The organism is Streptococcus criceti HS-6, assembly GCF_000187975.2.
Classification (GTDB): Bacteria; Bacillota; Bacilli; order Lactobacillales; family Streptococcaceae; genus Streptococcus; species Streptococcus criceti.
In genome coordinates, this window is record NZ_AEUV02000002.1 from 338,838 (window position 1) to 354,810 (window position 15,973).

Here is a 15,973-nt window from a genome sequence, read left to right on the forward strand (position 1 = left end):
AAGGGAGATACCATGCGCGTAAATATTACACTTGAACACAAAGAATCTGGTGAACGCTTGTACCTTACTTCAAAAAACAAACGTAATACCCCAGATCGTCTTCAATTGAAAAAATACTCACCAAAATTGCGTAAACATGTCGTGTTCACTGAAGTTAAATAGGGCATTCACTACAATTCAGTGAACGTCAGAAACCCTGATTTTACAGGGTTTTTTTATTTTTCCAATTTTACTATCATGCATAAAAATGAAATTCAAACTCTATATTTTCTCTACATTTTTTGATTTGATAGCCTATTAAAATGACAGACACAACTCATCCACTGAATCGTACTTACTATAACTGAGTCGGCTTAGTCGGCTTGGTTGCGTTTGTTTTACAAAAAGAAAGCAGCTATCCAGTATCAAGAGAAAGTTGACTTCATTTTGAAATGAATTTTTAGTATAATGCCTGTAAATAAGGGCACTGACTACAAAGAAGGTAGTAAAGCTTTTGAAAAAAAAATTAGAAGTGGAAAACTAATGGATAAAAATAATAATATCAATCTTGGACAAATGAAAAAAGCCATGGAGAATGCTGATTCAGCTGATGCTACATACTGGGAAAAGGCTAAATTTGCAAAAGAGGCATCTCAAATAGAACCCACTAAAGAAGAACTACCTTTTCTTCGTAAACATGTAGCACGGGTCTACAATATATTCGCCCTTATGTTAGTCTATACGGGTGGGATTATTTGGTTTTTGTACTATCACCCCTCCCTCTATTTAAAAATTTTACAATTTATAACCCATTCTAGTTGGACTATATGGGGATCGTGGGGATTCCTGCTATTATGCATTATTATTTGTGGTTTTTCTGAAAACCTTTTGATAAAAAGCATCAGTGCTTTCGCCTTTCTAACTGGAATTAGTATCATATCCTCTTCAATTTCTTTCATTTATGAACCGATGATTATCTTTAAAGCTCTAGCTGTGACTATAGCTATTTATATCGGAACTGCGCTATTTGGATTATTTACTAAAAAAAATCTAACTGGATGGGGCCCTCCTTTGTTCGGGGCACTTTTGGGTCTGATTGTAGCAGGACTTTTCCAAGGTTACTTTCATAATTCAACACTTGATTTCATCGTGACTCTTGTTGATATCGTTGTTTTTACTCTATATATCATGTATGACAATCAGATGATTAAAGTACGTTTTCTGGATAAATATAGAGACAACATACCTGATAGTCTTGCTTCTTGGTGGGCATTATCGTTGGATAGTTCTATTGATATCTACCTTGATTTTATCAACCTCTTCTTAGATATCCTTTCTTTGTTTTCTAGCGATGACGATGATTAGGCACTCGTATCTTAAAACTTTTCCATTTTTAAAACAAAAGCACTCTGTGGCGAGTAATTACTGAGTGCTTTTTCCTTGCCCTTCTACTTTTAAATGCTGAGACAAACCAGTAAGAACTCCAAGACAGAATGAGGCATAAGTCAATCACTACAACTATGGACACCTATGCTGAGTTAGCTCGACATAAAAATTTGAAGTAATTGGCACATTTCAAAGTAAACAAGAGGATTTAGGGAATAAGCAGTAACTCTACATTTATATTTACAGAGTTGTAAATATGCTGTAAAGTCAACAGTTGCAGCGTTATAATTTAACTTTTACTGAAGTGAAATAATTGAGTATACTTAAAGCCTATGAAATCAACATTTCAAAGGCTTTTTTGTTGACTATTAGTTTCAATTCTTAAAGAATTGATAAAAGTTTGGCATCAGTTGTGTAACGAGCTGTGTCGGCTCATAAAGAACGAATTTTTTAGCTTTTGTTGTTGTTAATAAGTTAGCTTCCTTTAAAATTTGCAAATGTCTGGAGACACTGGAATTACTCATTAATAAAATTTGAGCCAAAGATTGTGTCGTACTTGGTTTATTAATAACATAATTCATAATTTGCAATCGGACAGGATCACTTAGAGCTTTAAAGATAGTAATCAAATTTTCCGGTGTGGCGTTATAGTAACTTGGCTGCTCAGTAATATCATAAGTAATGGCAAGCCCTTGGTCGAAAGTTTCAACAAAGAGGTGAGGCCAAATAAAATAACTAGGGATCAACATAATAGAATCACTATCTTGCAGTTGGATTTCTTGCTCAAACGGCTTAATAACGACTAGCTCATCCTCTTTCCAATGGATGCGGTCAACCTGTAAATGATTAAACATTTCGATTAAACCGTTTTTTCTTAAAAAAGAAGATTGCTTCTGAATTTCATCTAGCAGTTTCTGCTGAATAGCCTTCTCTTTCCAAGTGTTATCAAATATTTTTCGTCTATACCAATCAATAAAAGAAAAAAGATGTTGGTAAACACTGGAGGCATCCATTCTCAAGTCACTAAGTAACTGATTGTCCTTATGCAAAGAAAAATCTTTCCATTCTAATCCCTTTGCTAATGTCGGAATGAAGGAATTTTCTCGGTCCCTAGTTACTTTTCCCAAATGCTCAATTAGCTGAGCAGCAGGCAGCTCACTAAGAAATTTCTTTAGATTTTGTATCTCTTCTTCAATCGTTGTCGCATGATAACGAAAATTGCAAAGCAAGATAGGAGAAACACCGAGTTCATAAAAGAGTTGAAAATAGTGAAGGTTCTCATAGAAATCGTCTGTCAATCTGTCTTGTATCCCAATCACCCAGTCAATATTTGTTCCATGGTGACGAGGATTCAATAAAACATGTAAACTTCTAAAAAGCTCATTTAAGGGAGAATAGACAAATTGTATTCTTTGCGTCAAGGTCTCATCCGTTTTTAGAGCATAATTGCTAAATTGAATGGTAATAGTCATGGGCACACTCCCTTCTAACGATTCGATATTTTTAGAATTGATTGATTATAATTTTTCTTCATTGTATCATAGTTTGAGATAAAGGGGGGAAGTAAAATGACAAAACGGTTGCAAGATTCACTGATAACAGCTATCGCAGGTATGGGAATGCTGCTTTCTACTTTAGACACGGGTATCATCAATGTCGCCTTATCCTTTTTGAAGGGACAATTTCAAACGACAACTAATATAGCATCGTTTACAATAACTGGCTATACGTTAGCATTGGCTATCTCTATCCTACCTTTAGGAGTATTAAGCGATAAATTTGGAAAGTTAAAGATTTCCTACTTAGGATTTGTACTTTTTGGACTGAGTTCGTTATTTTGTGGATTTGCCAATAGTATTGGCTGGCTCATTGCTGGCCGGATTTTTCAAGGCATAGGGGCTGCCGCTCTACAAGCTACTTCAGCAGCTCTGATTACTACTTTAGTTTCTGAAAACCGGAAAAGCAGTGCTATTAGTATTTTAGGTGTTATGATTGGCCTAGGGCCTGTCCTTGGCCCATCTTTAGGAGGTATATTACTTTCTTTAAATCTCTGGCGCTTTATCTTCTGGCTAAATGTTCCTTTTGCAATCCTCGCAATAGTATGTAACCATTATCTTCTTAATAAGCTCTCTGAGGAGACTAGCGAACGAACATTGGATAATCTTGGAATTCTTATAAATGCTCTAATGTTAGTTTTTCTTTTATTAGGGTTGTCTTTGCTAAGCAAATCTCATCTATTACTAGTCAGCCTTATTTTAATCATATCCAGCCTGTTCCTCGGAATTATCTTTTACCATGTTGAATTTAGGAATAAACAGGCACTTGTTGATGTTGAGGGATTAAAAAACAACCCACAAGTAATTTCTTATCTTTTTCAAACAGTTGCCTTTGGTTTTGCCTCTGCCATGATATTTTTACTTCCGCCCTTCATTTTTGAACAATTGTACCATTTAGGAGTGGGACAGACTGGCTTTCTTGTGCTAGGCGCACCAGCAGGATTAGTAATCTTTTCAAGGCTATCAGGAAAGTACAATGACGGTAGCAAAAATAAAGCCTTTAGTCATTTAGGTCTCGGGATTATTATTGCTTCTTTGCTTTTCCTTTTGCTACTCACTCCTAGCTGACCTTATTTCTTCTTAACTTTAGGATTATTTATTTATGGTATTGGTGGCGGCTATTTCCAGCCTGCCAATATTGCTAGTATCATGCAAGCTAGCCCTATGGAAATGCAAGGCAGCACGGGAGCTTTACAGCGAATGGTACAAAATGTTGCCATTTCAGCTGGTTCAGCTATTGGCTCAACTTGCTTAAACCTTTGGTCTAATAATCTTTTATTAGCCACTCGGATTGGTTGGGGCATTACACTGGCTCTAGTTATTGTCAGTTTAAAAGAAATGATACATTTCTCAAATCATGATAATTAAGACAATAAAGGAAGTCGATTTTTTTATATAAATCGACTTCGTTTTTAAATAAACTTGGATTTCGGAACTTTGACAACTTCAAGAAACACATCTTCCTCGTTTTGAACATCACAAAAGAGAAGACGAAATTCGTCTCCTCTCGTGCTTAGCTATAAGTCACCCACTACACTTGACAATGAGCCATAAACTTACACATTTTCATTCTTCAGCTTCAAGAGAAGTCAGAAAGCCGGGCAATAAGATATCAAACGTTTTTTGATTTAATTTTACAAACTTATTTTGCCCCACCTTCCTTGTATTTGTAAGACCTGCTTCACGCAGGGTTCTAAAATGGTAAGAGGCAGCCGACTTGCTAATAGCCAGCAAAGTACCAATCTCACCACAATTCAACTCGTCTTGTTTCTGGTATAGAAGTCTGACAATATTTAGTCGAGCAGGATCAGCCAAGGCTTTAAATATTTTGATTCTTTGTTCATCTTGATTTTTAGATAGTTTTTCAATAGTCATAAGGTTATTTTACTATTGAATTTTCTATCTGTCAATGCTACAATATTCTCATGATGGTTAAATAGTTTTTTAACTATTAAATTTAAAATGTCTTAACGGAGTCGTCAATCATGAAAAAATACTCTCTTTTATTCTTTTTAACCATGTTCATCATTGGGACAGATACATTCTTAGTATCTCCCTTGCTGCCAACTCTAACCAAATTGTACAGGATAGATTCCTCCATTTCAGGTTGGATGGTTAGTGCATACGCTATTGGTTATGCTGTTTTCGCGCTTATCTCAGGCCCTATTTCTGATGGTAGAGATAGGAAGAAAGTAATGACTTACGGATTAGCCGCTTTTGCTATCTCAACATTTCTATGTGGATTTGCAACTAGCTTCTCTCTTATGCTTCTTTTCCGCTTATTTGCAGGCATCAGCGCTTCATTTGTAACTCCTCAGGTTTGGGCATCTATTCCGATTGTAGTAGATAAAAGTCATATTGTTCAAGTCATGGGTTATGCGACTGCAGGTTTATCTGTTTCTCAAATGGCTGGTGTCCCAATTGGCGGTTATCTTGCCAGCTTTTCTTGGCAAACACCATTCTATACTATTGCAGCAGCTTCTCTTATATTACTCATTTTAATTCATGTTTATCTGCCTAAACTTGAAATCAGTCAGTCTAATAGAATTTCATTTACAGAGGCCTATAAAAATATTTTAACCAATAGAAAATCTGTGAGTTATCTTGTTGCTTATTTTGTATTCCAAACAGGTTCATTTACAGCTATCACCTTTATTTCAACATGGTTTACACATGATTTTCATATGAGTCTGACAACCATCAGTACAGCTATTATTGCCATTGGGGCAGGGAACTTACTTGGCTCTCTTTTCGGCAGCCAAATCGTTAAACGTTTCGGTCTGCAAAAGACATTCAGAACAGAGCTAATTACACTCACTATTCTTTATTTAATATTACCATTCGCACAGAATTTTTGGACTGCTGAAATTTTATTAACTATCATTTATGTTAATAATGGTTTTGTCTTTCCATTATTCATGACAACTTTACAAGGAACTGTCGAAAATGCACGCAGTACTATCTCTTCATTGTCAAATGCAGCTATGTACCTTGGAGAAACAATTGCCGGCATTATTGGAGGAGTTCTCTTTGTAACTTTTACAGGATTCTCAGGAATTTCCATATTTGCAGCTATCATGATTGCTTTATCTTGGTTGCTTTATGCACAAGCAGGAGCGTTTAAGAAAAACTAACTATAGATTCTATTGTTTTAATAATAATATTTCACACGAATAAAGAGCTTGGGACAAAAGCAGTCCCAAGCTCTTTTCAGAAGCAAAAAGCCATAAAATCGCTGTTTCTAGTTTTTTTCTGCTGCTCAAAATGGAATTTTGTCTGATTGAGAGTAGACGACAAAATGTGTGTTATAATATCTTCAATAAATGTATCCAAAAATGGAGGTTATCGTATGAAATTTTTTCTAACATCTTACATAGCTGGTACAGAGAAGCAATTAAAAGATTTTTTGAAAGATTATAGTTCAAGAATTCTATTTATTCCAACTGCAGGCAATGTGGAAGAATATACAGGATATATTGACGAAGGGATAAAAACTCTTAACAATCTTGGTTTTACTCTCGATATCTTAAACATAGCTCAAGAAAGCAAGAAAGATTGTGATTTTGCTATTGCCTCTTGTGACTGTCTTTGTATAGCAGGTGGAAACACCTTCTATCTATTACAGGAATTAGAGAAGAAGAGTTTGGTAGAACTTATTACACAAAGAATAAGAGAAGGAATGCTATATATAGGAGAGTCTGCTGGGGCAATTATCACCTCCAAGGATATTGAATATAGTCGCTTTTTGGATAACCCAAGTAGTGCGACTGCGTTAAAAGATTACACTGGCCTCAATCTCTGGAATAAGTATCTGCTCCCTCATAATAATGAATTTCCCTTCATAGAAAGTACCGCTGAAACTATTCAGACTTACTCTAAAAAATTGGACTTACTACCGATTGATAATCAGACCGCAGTTGTTATAGAAAATGAGCAATTTTCAGTTATCGGATGAGTATAACAATTACTCAATATTATCTATATTTGAAAAAACAAGAATACAATTAAGCAATACCTCTAACAGATATACAACTTGTTAGACCACATTTTACGCTCGTGGAATTAAGTAAAACTGTATTGAAAAAGCCATGAAACCAAATGTTTCTAGGCTTTTTATGTTATATGTATGATATTACCTTGGTTAAAGGAGATGTTTATGCTAGGGACAATAGCTTAATGACATTAGATTTTTATATGTAATCTTCAGAGTTTACAATGCTTTGTGTATGAGGGTGAAATCATCGTGACTGTCTGCCTCACTCTTACTACTTTTTAACAATTTACACTTTGCTACAGTGATTGGACGTAAAACTACAAAATGATGGCTTAGTAATATTGATTTGGTTCTTATTCTCAGGAATCGGTCCTTATAAGGCCTTACTATGGGCCCGCAGGGCTGATAATATAGCCACAGTATCGACGACTTCTTGAAGTACGGCTCCGACTAGAGTTGGAATGGCCCCGGTTGCGGCGATTAACATAAGAACCACACAGACAGTCAGACCGATTAAGACCGACTGACGGGCAATACTCATGGTGTGTTTAGCAATCTTAATGACTTGAGTGACCTTACTGAGGTCATCTTTGAGAATAACAACATCAGCACTCTCACTAGCAGCACTGGAACCACTGGCTCCCATTGCAATACCTACATCGACCGTTGCTAGAGCAGGGGCATCATTAATCCCGTCGCCAACCATAAGAACAGGCTGCTGATCTGGTGCCACTGCTCTTAGGAAGTTAATTTTGTCTTGAGGGAGACAGTCCGCATGAACCTGAGTGATACCGACTTCTTGGGCAATCTTATCGGCAATACCTTTTCTGTCTCCTGTTACCATGACCAGATTGTTCACGCCGAGGTTTTGAAGTTCAGACATGGTGCTTTTTGCTTCTGGTCGAACGCGATCAGTAAAAGTGATGTGACCGATATAGCGGTTATCTTTAGCTACATAAATACTGGTTTTATCGGTCTTTTGATCATCAGTTAAGTCAGGCATCATGGCCATCTTTCCAACTGAGAAGAGACTGCCTTGGCAGTTACCTTGTACGCCTTTGGCAGTGATTTCTTCAATATCACTAACTGGCAGCATTTTAATGCCATGACTCTGGGCATAATGAACCAGACTTTGAGCTAGGACATGTGAAGAGGATTGCTCAATGCTGGATGCATAGGTCAGAAGTTCTTCTTGGCTAGCTCTCACCGCTACAATTTGATCAACTTGCAGATCTCCCTGAGTAATAGTCCCTGTCTTATCGAAAGCCGCAGTTTTGATTTTAGAGAGTTTTTCCAAGACTGTACCATTCTTGACAATAACGCCGTTTTTTGAAGATTGGCTCATGCCAGCTACCAGAGCAATTGGCGCTGCTAAAATCAAGGGGCAAGGCGAAGCGACTACTAATACTTGAGCAAAACGGACAGGATTCTTGGTGAGCAACCAAGCGAGACCACCAATTAGATAGGCAAAGATGGTAAAGGGAAGGGCATAACGGTCAGCTAAACGGACAAAAGGAGCAGGGTTCCCTTTTGATTCCTTAACCAATTTTACCAGTTGCTGGTATTGACTATCCTTGGCCAGAGCTGTCACTTTGAACTGGATAGCATCGGAACCATTGAGCGATCCCGACATGAGGCTATCACCAGGACCTTTTTCGATAGTCTTAGACTCTCCAGTTAGAGAAGCTTCATTGAAATCGGAACAACCTTCTAGGATGATCCCATCAACGGGCACCATCTCCTGAGGACGCAAAAGAACAGTGTCGTTAATCCTCAGGTCGTCAACATCCACTACTTCAACATTGGTCCCAACTATCTTATGGGCCAACTTAGGAGTATTATCTAAGAGGCTAGTCAGTTCGCGGCTGGCACGGCGACCAGCATAGTCTTCCAGACTTTCCCCTCCTGTTAACATGACCAGAATAATCAAACTAGCCCAGTAGTCACCAATAGCTAGAGTTGCAATAATGGCTGTGATAGCCAAAATATCAACTCCATAACGACCTTCCTTGAGAGTCTGGATCATACCCCAAAACATCAAAAGAGACATCACACCACCTGAAATAGCTACCAGTAAATAGGCCAAGTGCCCTTGACCTAAGCCAAAGGTCAGAACCAAAGCTAGCAGTCCGATCAGGAGCACGGTCATAAATTTTTTGAAGTTGCTCATGGCTAATCCCCGCTTATTTCTTATTTTTTAGCTCAATTATAATCATTATAAATACCAACTTAATTATAATCATTATAATTAATAATAGCAAGTTAAAGCATAAAACTCCTCAACATAAGGCCTGTTTCTGTCGCACTAAGCTGAAACTCAAAGAATTCACCGACAAAAATACCTTGACAGATATGTAAAGAAAAGAGGCCCTGATAATCAGTCAAGGCCTTCATTATTAGCATTTCATCTTAGAAAAGATGTAAAGCATATTTACAGATAAAGAGCAGAGGAATAATGATACCCCAAAAAATCATTCCAATTGGTCGGACAACAGGACTCTTCCACCAGAGGAAATCATCCTTGGAGGCATGAGAAAATCCCTTACGATCCAGATGGCGGTCACGAGACAAAGAGATATTCTTGGTCAGTGGGTACTTCTTATCAAGGCGGTCTTTCCAATGTGTCTTGCGAATGTATTTAGAAAGAGTCAGACCAGTTAGGAATATAAACGTCCAAACTAGACCAAGAATCGTTTGCAGAAGCTTATCTGAAATAAAATTGATGCCAGTTGCCAACAAAACCATAATAAAGATATAACCCAGTCGGAAAATCGAAAAGAGTTTGTCTTCGGCATCTCGCTTTTCTAGTTGGCTAGCCTGCTCATCAACATAGGCAGCTACTTTTTCCAATGTTTGACTATCTTCATCATCGTTAAAGAGCTCATTAACGGAAATATCCAAGGCGTTGGCAACTAACCCAAGGGTTTCTAAACTTGAGTCATCACCTTTTTCGATACGTTGAATGGTCCGAACACTGAGACCTGTCTCTTCAGCTAAACGTTCTTGAGTCCACCCCTTTTGTTTACGCAGCCTCGCAACGATTGTTTGATTTTTCATGATTATGATCCTTTCTGGCAGATAGTTTTTTAGAAGTTAGCCTTGCTAGCTCCTCACCTGCTTACTAAGCTAATTATAGTTCTAAGCAGAAAATTTTAGAACGACAGCCAGACGACAATGACCCGACAAAAACCTGACAGGTCGCCGACAAAGCTGTAGACAGATTTTTACGAACGAATAGTTCTTGACAACTATTGTCAAGCTGGGATGGGAAAACAAAAGAAAATCACCTAAATAAAAGACTTAACTGATTACTTAAGTCTTTACACTACTGTCAACTATGGTCATCCTTTAGAATCTCAATGAAGCGAGCAGTGAATTGCGCAGTAATACCCCAGAGATTTTCTCCACCTAGATCATAGAAGAGCACCTTACGATTATCCTTACCAAAATTATAGTTAGAGCCATTGGGAATCCGCTCAAAGGGAAAATTGGAGTCTGGTTTAGGTGTTGCAATTAGGTGGTAAATTTTTGGTTTCGTTATCAGAAGCTGGTTCAAGGGGAGGGTAAAAAGTCTTTCCACCTCGTCAGGATTTGCCTGAATAGCCTGCCAGTCTCCTAAAATCTTACCGACAAAACAGCGGATGGTCCGACCATGATGGATAAAGTAATCTATTTCACCCAAAATTTCAATTTGAGAACTGGTAATATTCAACTCCTCAGCTGTCTCTCGAACAGCTGCTTCTTGAAAGCTTTCTCCTGTTTCCACTCGACCACCCGGAAAAGAAACCTCCCCAGGTTGAGAAATATATTTACTGCGAATCTGATAAAGAATCTGCCAATCCTGATTATTTTCATCCCAGACTAAGGGCAAGAGAACAGCATAACACCTCTCTTGCCCTAAAGGTCGGGGTTGGTACTCTTTTATTCGTTCGATACAATTTTCTATCATTTCTTTTCCCTTTTCTTTTTTCTCTTACCATCATAACATGTTTGCCTATCTTTTTAACAGGCGGAATTCTTTTTTCAAAATTATATAAAAAATTTATATATTTTTATTGACAAGTCCTGATAAATATTTTATGCTTGATATATAAAAATAATATATATTTAAGGAGGTGCCTATGTATTTTCCGGTATCATCCATCCTCATTGAATTTTTGATTCTAGCTATTACTGAGAAAGGGGATTCCTATGGTTATGAGATTAGTCAAACTATCAAAATCATTGCTAATATCAAGGAATCAACCCTCTATCCCATTCTCAAACGGTTGGAAAAAGCGGGCTATCTGACAACCTACAGTCAAGAATACCAGGGAAGACGACGTAAGTATTATTCCATCACATCAGCGGGTCTGACACAGTTAGCCCTGCGCAAAGATGAATGGCAGAAGCATATCTCAACCATCGACGGCATTATCGAAGGGAGAATCAGACATGACAAAAAATGACTATTTACAGCAACTGGATAAGTATCTAAGAAAGTTGCCCCATCAAGATTATCAAGAAGCTATGGATTACTTCACAGAGTACTTTGACGAAGCAGGCCCCTCAAACGAGTCTCAAGTCATCCAAGAACTGGGTAGTCCCAAGGACGCTGCTAAAGATATTATTCACAATATCTTAGACGAGAAATCGGACCGTGTTTATGCTAACTCCAAATCACGTCTAGCTTTAATCTGGATAGCTATCCTTGCCTGTCTCCTTAATCCTTTTAGTTGGGCTCTCTTAGCCGTGGTCTTTACCATTCTTGCAACAGGCGTCGCCATGATTTTTATCTTTTTTATGCTAGGTATTGCTGGAGCTATTTCAGGTATTGCTATTTTTATTGACGGACTAACCTATCTCGGTTCAACCTGGGCTGGTTCCCTCATTGGTATCGGAATAGGAATGCTTTTCGCTGGCTTTGCCTGTCTCCTTATTTTAGCAACCAGCGAGGCCTCTAAATGGCTTGGTCGTGGTACAGTTGGCCTAGTTCGGTGGGCAAATAAGAAAGGAAAAAGGTCATGAAAAAGTGGAAAAAAATAACATTGATTTCTGGAATTAGTTTAATTCTTTCCGGGGCCGTATTGGCTTACATTGGACAACTCAGTGGCGGTTTAGATGCTATCCAGTATAAAAATCATGGCAAAGTTAGCCATGTGAAGAAGAAATTAGACCCGTTTGATCACATTGATCTAGAAGGTGATTACTATGACATTCTTGTCAAATCAACAACAGATAAGGAAGCAAGTATCTCCTACTACACTAACAAAAAGGAAAAAGTCGACTTTAATGTTACTGATAAGAAGTTAAGTGTGAAGCAAAGCTCAAAGGGGTTGGCTCACTTTATAAATCTATCTATTTTAGCTCAGCTAGCTGATGCTAAAACGAAAAACTTGAATACCATTGTTATCTCTCTTCCCAAAGGGCAAACAATTTCTACTCTTAAAAGTAAATCTTCAATTAATGGCCTTAAACTAGATGGCCTTACGGTTAATCGCCTTGATACCAATGTTGATACTGGTAATCTAACGGTCAAAAATTCTAAAATTTTAGCTGGACAAGTAGATATTGATACGGGGAGCGTTGATATTTCCGACTCACAACTGTCTGATTTGACTCTAACCAACGATACTGGCAGTATTAATCTGGATACTGTCACACTAACCTCAAGTAAAATTTCTGTTGATACGGGTAGTCTGGATGGCCAACAATTAACCTTCAAAAAGAACAATCGGATTTCTGCCGATACTGGTAGCATTGATCTTAATCTCAAAGATTACCATTTGACAGTATCTAGTCATGCTGATACGGGTAGTGTTGATGTCAGTGATAAACTCATACCCTCAAAAAATAATTTTCTTGATTTAAAGGCCGACACCGGCAGTATCACGCTTGAATAAACAACACATAAAAAGCTAGCTTGACGGTATTGTCAAGCTAGTCTTTTTTATTGCACTTAACGATCATCTTGCTGACGATAGATTAGCAGGCCCACAAGCATTGCTCCAAGTATGAAGGCTAACAACGTACCAAGCTCTTGCCCCACATCTCCAGTTAGGGATATCGTTTTACGTAACCCTAACACTGAATAGGACATAGGTAAATAAGGCTGAATGACTTTAAAGAATTTTGGACTGAGCTCAATTGGATAAGTCCCTGCACTGGAACCCAGTTGTAAAAGCAGTAAAATCAGACTGGCGAAGGCTCCATAGCGTTGATGCCAACCGACTAGAGCTGTCACAACAGCCATCAAGGCCCAAGCAGTAAAAAGGGTTACCAGATAGGTTTTTCCAGAATAATTAGGATGGACCCCAATAACCTGAACTGCAAAGAAAAGAATAGTAGCGGATACCGTAGCAATTAGGCCGTTAATCAAGAGCTTGTTTTTAGCCCAGGCAAAGCGGGTTCTGGGTTCATTACCAGAAAGAGCCTTGGCAAAAATAACATTACTGGATAAAGCAACAACCATCAGAGCTACTGACATCATATAGGGAGCCATACCGACACCATTGGTTGCAACATTATCCTTATCGCTATGTTTTATGCTTAAAGGCTGAGCTACTGCCTTAGCATTCGTTGGTTTTACGGAAACTACATTCAACTGGTCCTTGGCTTTAGCTAAAGATTGAGATAGAGTATCGGCGCCACTTGACAAGGTCGACAAGCCTGTTGTCAAGGCTGCACCACCTTGGGCCAATTGGTCAGCTCCTGATGATAATTGGTTAGTCCCTGAGGCCAATTGACTAGAGCCATTGGTAAGTTGACCAGACTTGCTGGACAGTTGACCAGCTCCGTTAGCTAAGGTGGAGGTAGCATTACTCAAAGTTGACACACCTGTCAAGAGTTGGGAAGAACCACTGGATAACTGACTTTGCATGGTCCCAATACCGCCAGCTACCTGCTGACTTCCTGGTAGGACTTGTTGATTAAGCGTTGTATTAACAGTTGCCAAACCTGATTCCAGACTGGATAGACTTCTGGCAGCTCCTGGTAAGACAAGATTAGCCTGCGCAGCTAGACTACTGATATTGGTTTGTAGACTAGATAAATCAGGGCTCGTTGACGTTGGGTTAGATGAGCTGGTTGTAGTTGTCGTACTAGTACCAGTTCCAGCATTCGCCAGCGTTGCTTCCAAGCTTTGAACCGTGGCAATTAGACTACTAACATCAACAGAACTGCTGCTTGTTTGTGGGGCATTGTTAGTAACAGCATTAGAAATTTCCGCCTGCTGCTCTGGCGTCAAGGATTGATAAGCTGAAGTTGATTGAACTGCTGCTAATTGACCAGAGGTGTCTGCGATTGTCGTACTCGTTCCTGTGCCAGATAAAGATTGCAGTTGAGACTCAATACTGGCCAGACTAGCCTGTACTCCAGATAAATCTGGCCCACTGGTTGTTGTCGTGCTAGTCGTTGGGACTCCACTCGTTCCTGTGCTTCCCTCAGAATTGACAGCTTGATTCAGATTTTGAATAGCTGAATTGAGAGCAGGAAGAGCAGCGACCAATTGGTCAATCTGGGTCTTTTGATCGGATGTCAGGCTAGTATTGCTAGCTAATTGGCTGAGGCCAGTTGAGAGCTGATTTGCCCCTGTTATTAGAGGTTGAGCAGAATTTGCTCCAGAAGAAAGAGCAGATACCCTATCTACCAATGTTCCCATGTTGGCATTCATGAGGTTAAGGCCAGACGAGAGCTGATCTACACCGCTGGCATAAGCTTGCAGGCCTGTATTCAGACTACCAGCACCAGAAGCTAAGGCTTGGGTCGAAGTTGATAGCAAGTTGAGACTGTCGCCAAGAGTCTGACTACCAGACTTAGCACTATCCGCACCGGTCGCTAAGGCACTGCTGCCATCGGCAGCTTGGCCCATCCCATCTTTCAACTTGGACATACTTTGAAAGACCGCCTGTGTATAAGTTTGGGTCAGAGAGTTAGAGACACTGGCCTCTAACTTGGACATAGCCGAATCACTCATTTTAGAAGCAACAAAACTTCTTCCCTTGGTTGTTTGGTAATTAATCTGCAATTTTTTGGGATGGCTTGTCATCAAACTGGCGGCATTCTGCGAAAGATCCTTTGGCAGAGTCACAACCATGTAATAATCACCGTGCCTCAATCCTCTATTGGCACTGTCTTTTGAGGTAAAATGGTAATCAAGACTATCATTTTCAGCCATATTGCGGACCATATTTTTTCCAATGGTCAGGTCTTTACCATTTAGCTCAGCTGTTTTGTCTTGATTAACAACAGCAACGGGTAGGTGGTTGACATTCCCATAAGGATCCCACATGGAGCTCAAAAAGATAATATTATAGAGCATAGGGACCAATGATACTCCAAAAATTGTTACCCAGAGTGTAGGTTTTTTTAGAATAGCTTTGACTTCTTCTAACATTTTCTCCCTCTTTTTTAGACGGATTGTCTATATTTTTGATACAATATATTATACAAGTAAGAAGTATTTTTTCAAGGTTCTAACCCTTTATTTTAGACACCTTGTATAATATTGTTCAAAAGGAGATGCGATGACAAAAGACAGTCGAAAGACACGCACGCGCCAGGCTTTAGAAAAGGCCATGGTCGAGCTATTAATTGAGAAAGATTTTGATGAAATTACTACCAGTCAACTGGCTAAAACGGCTGGTATTAGCCGTTCAAGCTTTTATACTCACTATAAAGATAAGTACGACATGATTGATCAGTACCAGCAAGCTATTTTTAACAAGCTAGAATACGTCTTTGATAAAAATCACATGGATATCGAAGCTACTCTTCTAGAAATTTTTGAATTTTTAGACAGAGAGTCTCTCTTTGCCACCCTAATTACCCAAAACGGCACCAAGGAAATTCAAAATTTTATCCGCAATCACCTGCAGCGTATGATTTCAGCAGATTTCTATAACAGTGATCTGACTCCTCAGCGAACTGCGCTAGAAAAGCTCTACAATAGTGTATTTATCAGTCATGCTATGTTTGGCGTTTACCAAATTTGGATTACTAGGGGCAAAAAGGAGAGTCCTAGACAAATCACCAAACTCTTAATGAACTTGCTTCCCAGCCTTGATTAATGAATTTGATT

General features: G+C 38.8%; 14 protein-coding genes and 1 pseudogene. 9 read left to right on the top strand and 6 right to left on the bottom strand.

The window, feature by feature from the left end; translation table 11 throughout:
* Positions 1-12 precede the first annotated feature (12 nt).
* A complete protein-coding gene (rpmG, locus tag STRCR_RS01645) occupies positions 13-162 on the top strand; it encodes a 50S ribosomal protein L33 (RefSeq protein ID WP_001265622.1) in 150 nt (49 codons plus the stop codon).
* Between the two features lie 285 nt (positions 163-447).
* Entirely contained in the window at positions 448-1,344 is an 897-nt protein-coding gene (locus STRCR_RS01650) for a Bax inhibitor-1/YccA family protein (protein ID WP_004225900.1), read from the top strand.
* A 395-nt stretch (positions 1,345-1,739) separates the two neighbouring features.
* Here STRCR_RS01650 and STRCR_RS01655 read toward each other — a convergent pair whose 3' ends face one another.
* On the bottom strand, positions 1,740-2,837 hold the full coding sequence (locus STRCR_RS01655; protein ID WP_004227006.1) for an ArsR/SmtB family transcription factor: 1,098 nt from the start codon (positions 2,835-2,837) through the stop codon (positions 1,740-1,742).
* Positions 2,838-2,933: 96 nt separating this feature from the next.
* Here STRCR_RS01655 and STRCR_RS01660 point away from each other — a divergent pair.
* Positions 2,934-4,289 (top strand): annotated as a pseudogene (locus STRCR_RS01660) (MFS transporter).
* 198 nt (positions 4,290-4,487) lie between these two features.
* Here STRCR_RS01660 and STRCR_RS01665 read toward each other — a convergent pair.
* Positions 4,488-4,796, bottom strand: coding sequence for an ArsR/SmtB family transcription factor (locus STRCR_RS01665; RefSeq protein WP_004227729.1), 309 nt, complete (start codon positions 4,794-4,796; stop codon positions 4,488-4,490).
* Between the two features lie 110 nt (positions 4,797-4,906).
* On the opposite strand from STRCR_RS01665, the gene STRCR_RS01670 reads away from it, so the two are divergent.
* Positions 4,907-6,055, top strand: coding sequence for an MFS transporter (locus STRCR_RS01670; protein ID WP_004225928.1), 1,149 nt, complete (start codon positions 4,907-4,909; stop codon positions 6,053-6,055).
* Positions 6,056-6,270: 215 nt separating this feature from the next.
* Positions 6,271-6,876 carry a Type 1 glutamine amidotransferase-like domain-containing protein gene (locus tag STRCR_RS01675; RefSeq protein ID WP_004227088.1) on the top strand — a complete coding sequence of 202 codons (606 nt, stop codon included), beginning with the start codon at positions 6,271-6,273 and terminating at the stop codon, positions 6,874-6,876.
* A gap of 412 nt (positions 6,877-7,288) precedes the next feature.
* Here the strand turns inward: STRCR_RS01675 and STRCR_RS01680 are convergent, their stop codons facing one another.
* The 3 genes from STRCR_RS01680 to STRCR_RS01690 all read right to left on the bottom strand — a co-directional run bounded on the left by STRCR_RS01680 (position 7,289) and on the right by STRCR_RS01690 (position 10,861).
* Positions 7,289-9,085, bottom strand: a complete 1,797-nt coding sequence (locus tag STRCR_RS01680) for a heavy metal translocating P-type ATPase (protein ID WP_004229377.1) — start codon at positions 9,083-9,085, stop codon at positions 7,289-7,291.
* Positions 9,086-9,324: 239 nt separating this feature from the next.
* A complete protein-coding gene (locus STRCR_RS01685) occupies positions 9,325-9,972 on the bottom strand; it encodes a helix-turn-helix domain-containing protein (protein ID WP_004225437.1) in 648 nt (215 codons plus the stop codon).
* Between the two features lie 274 nt (positions 9,973-10,246).
* Positions 10,247-10,861: an NUDIX hydrolase gene (locus STRCR_RS01690; protein ID WP_338062895.1), complete on the bottom strand. Its 615-nt coding sequence runs from the start codon at positions 10,859-10,861 to the stop codon at positions 10,247-10,249.
* A gap of 175 nt (positions 10,862-11,036) precedes the next feature.
* On the opposite strand from STRCR_RS01690, the gene STRCR_RS01695 reads away from it, so the two are divergent.
* From STRCR_RS01695 to STRCR_RS01705, 3 genes are read left to right on the top strand one after another with little or no spacing between them, the layout of a single operon-like run.
* Positions 11,037-11,363 (top strand): PadR family transcriptional regulator, encoded by a 327-nt coding sequence (locus tag STRCR_RS01695; RefSeq protein ID WP_004228401.1) that lies wholly within the window; start codon positions 11,037-11,039, stop codon positions 11,361-11,363.
* Positions 11,350-11,922, top strand: a complete 573-nt coding sequence (locus tag STRCR_RS01700; RefSeq protein ID WP_004227579.1) for a DUF1700 domain-containing protein — start codon at positions 11,350-11,352, stop codon at positions 11,920-11,922. Before STRCR_RS01695 ends, STRCR_RS01700 begins: the two co-directional genes overlap by 14 nt.
* Entirely contained in the window at positions 11,919-12,797 is an 879-nt protein-coding gene (locus tag STRCR_RS01705) for a DUF4097 family beta strand repeat-containing protein (RefSeq protein ID WP_004226163.1), read from the top strand. Before STRCR_RS01700 ends, STRCR_RS01705 begins: the two co-directional genes overlap by 4 nt.
* Positions 12,798-12,853: 56 nt before the next feature.
* On the opposite strand, the gene STRCR_RS01710 is transcribed toward STRCR_RS01705, so the two are convergent.
* Positions 12,854-15,289: a YhgE/Pip domain-containing protein gene (locus STRCR_RS01710; protein WP_004227984.1), complete on the bottom strand. Its 2,436-nt coding sequence runs from the start codon at positions 15,287-15,289 to the stop codon at positions 12,854-12,856.
* A 130-nt stretch (positions 15,290-15,419) separates the two neighbouring features.
* On the opposite strand from STRCR_RS01710, the gene STRCR_RS01715 reads away from it, so the two are divergent.
* Positions 15,420-15,962: a TetR/AcrR family transcriptional regulator gene (locus tag STRCR_RS01715; RefSeq protein WP_004226562.1), complete on the top strand. Its 543-nt coding sequence runs from the start codon at positions 15,420-15,422 to the stop codon at positions 15,960-15,962.
* Positions 15,963-15,973: the final 11 nt, after the last annotated feature.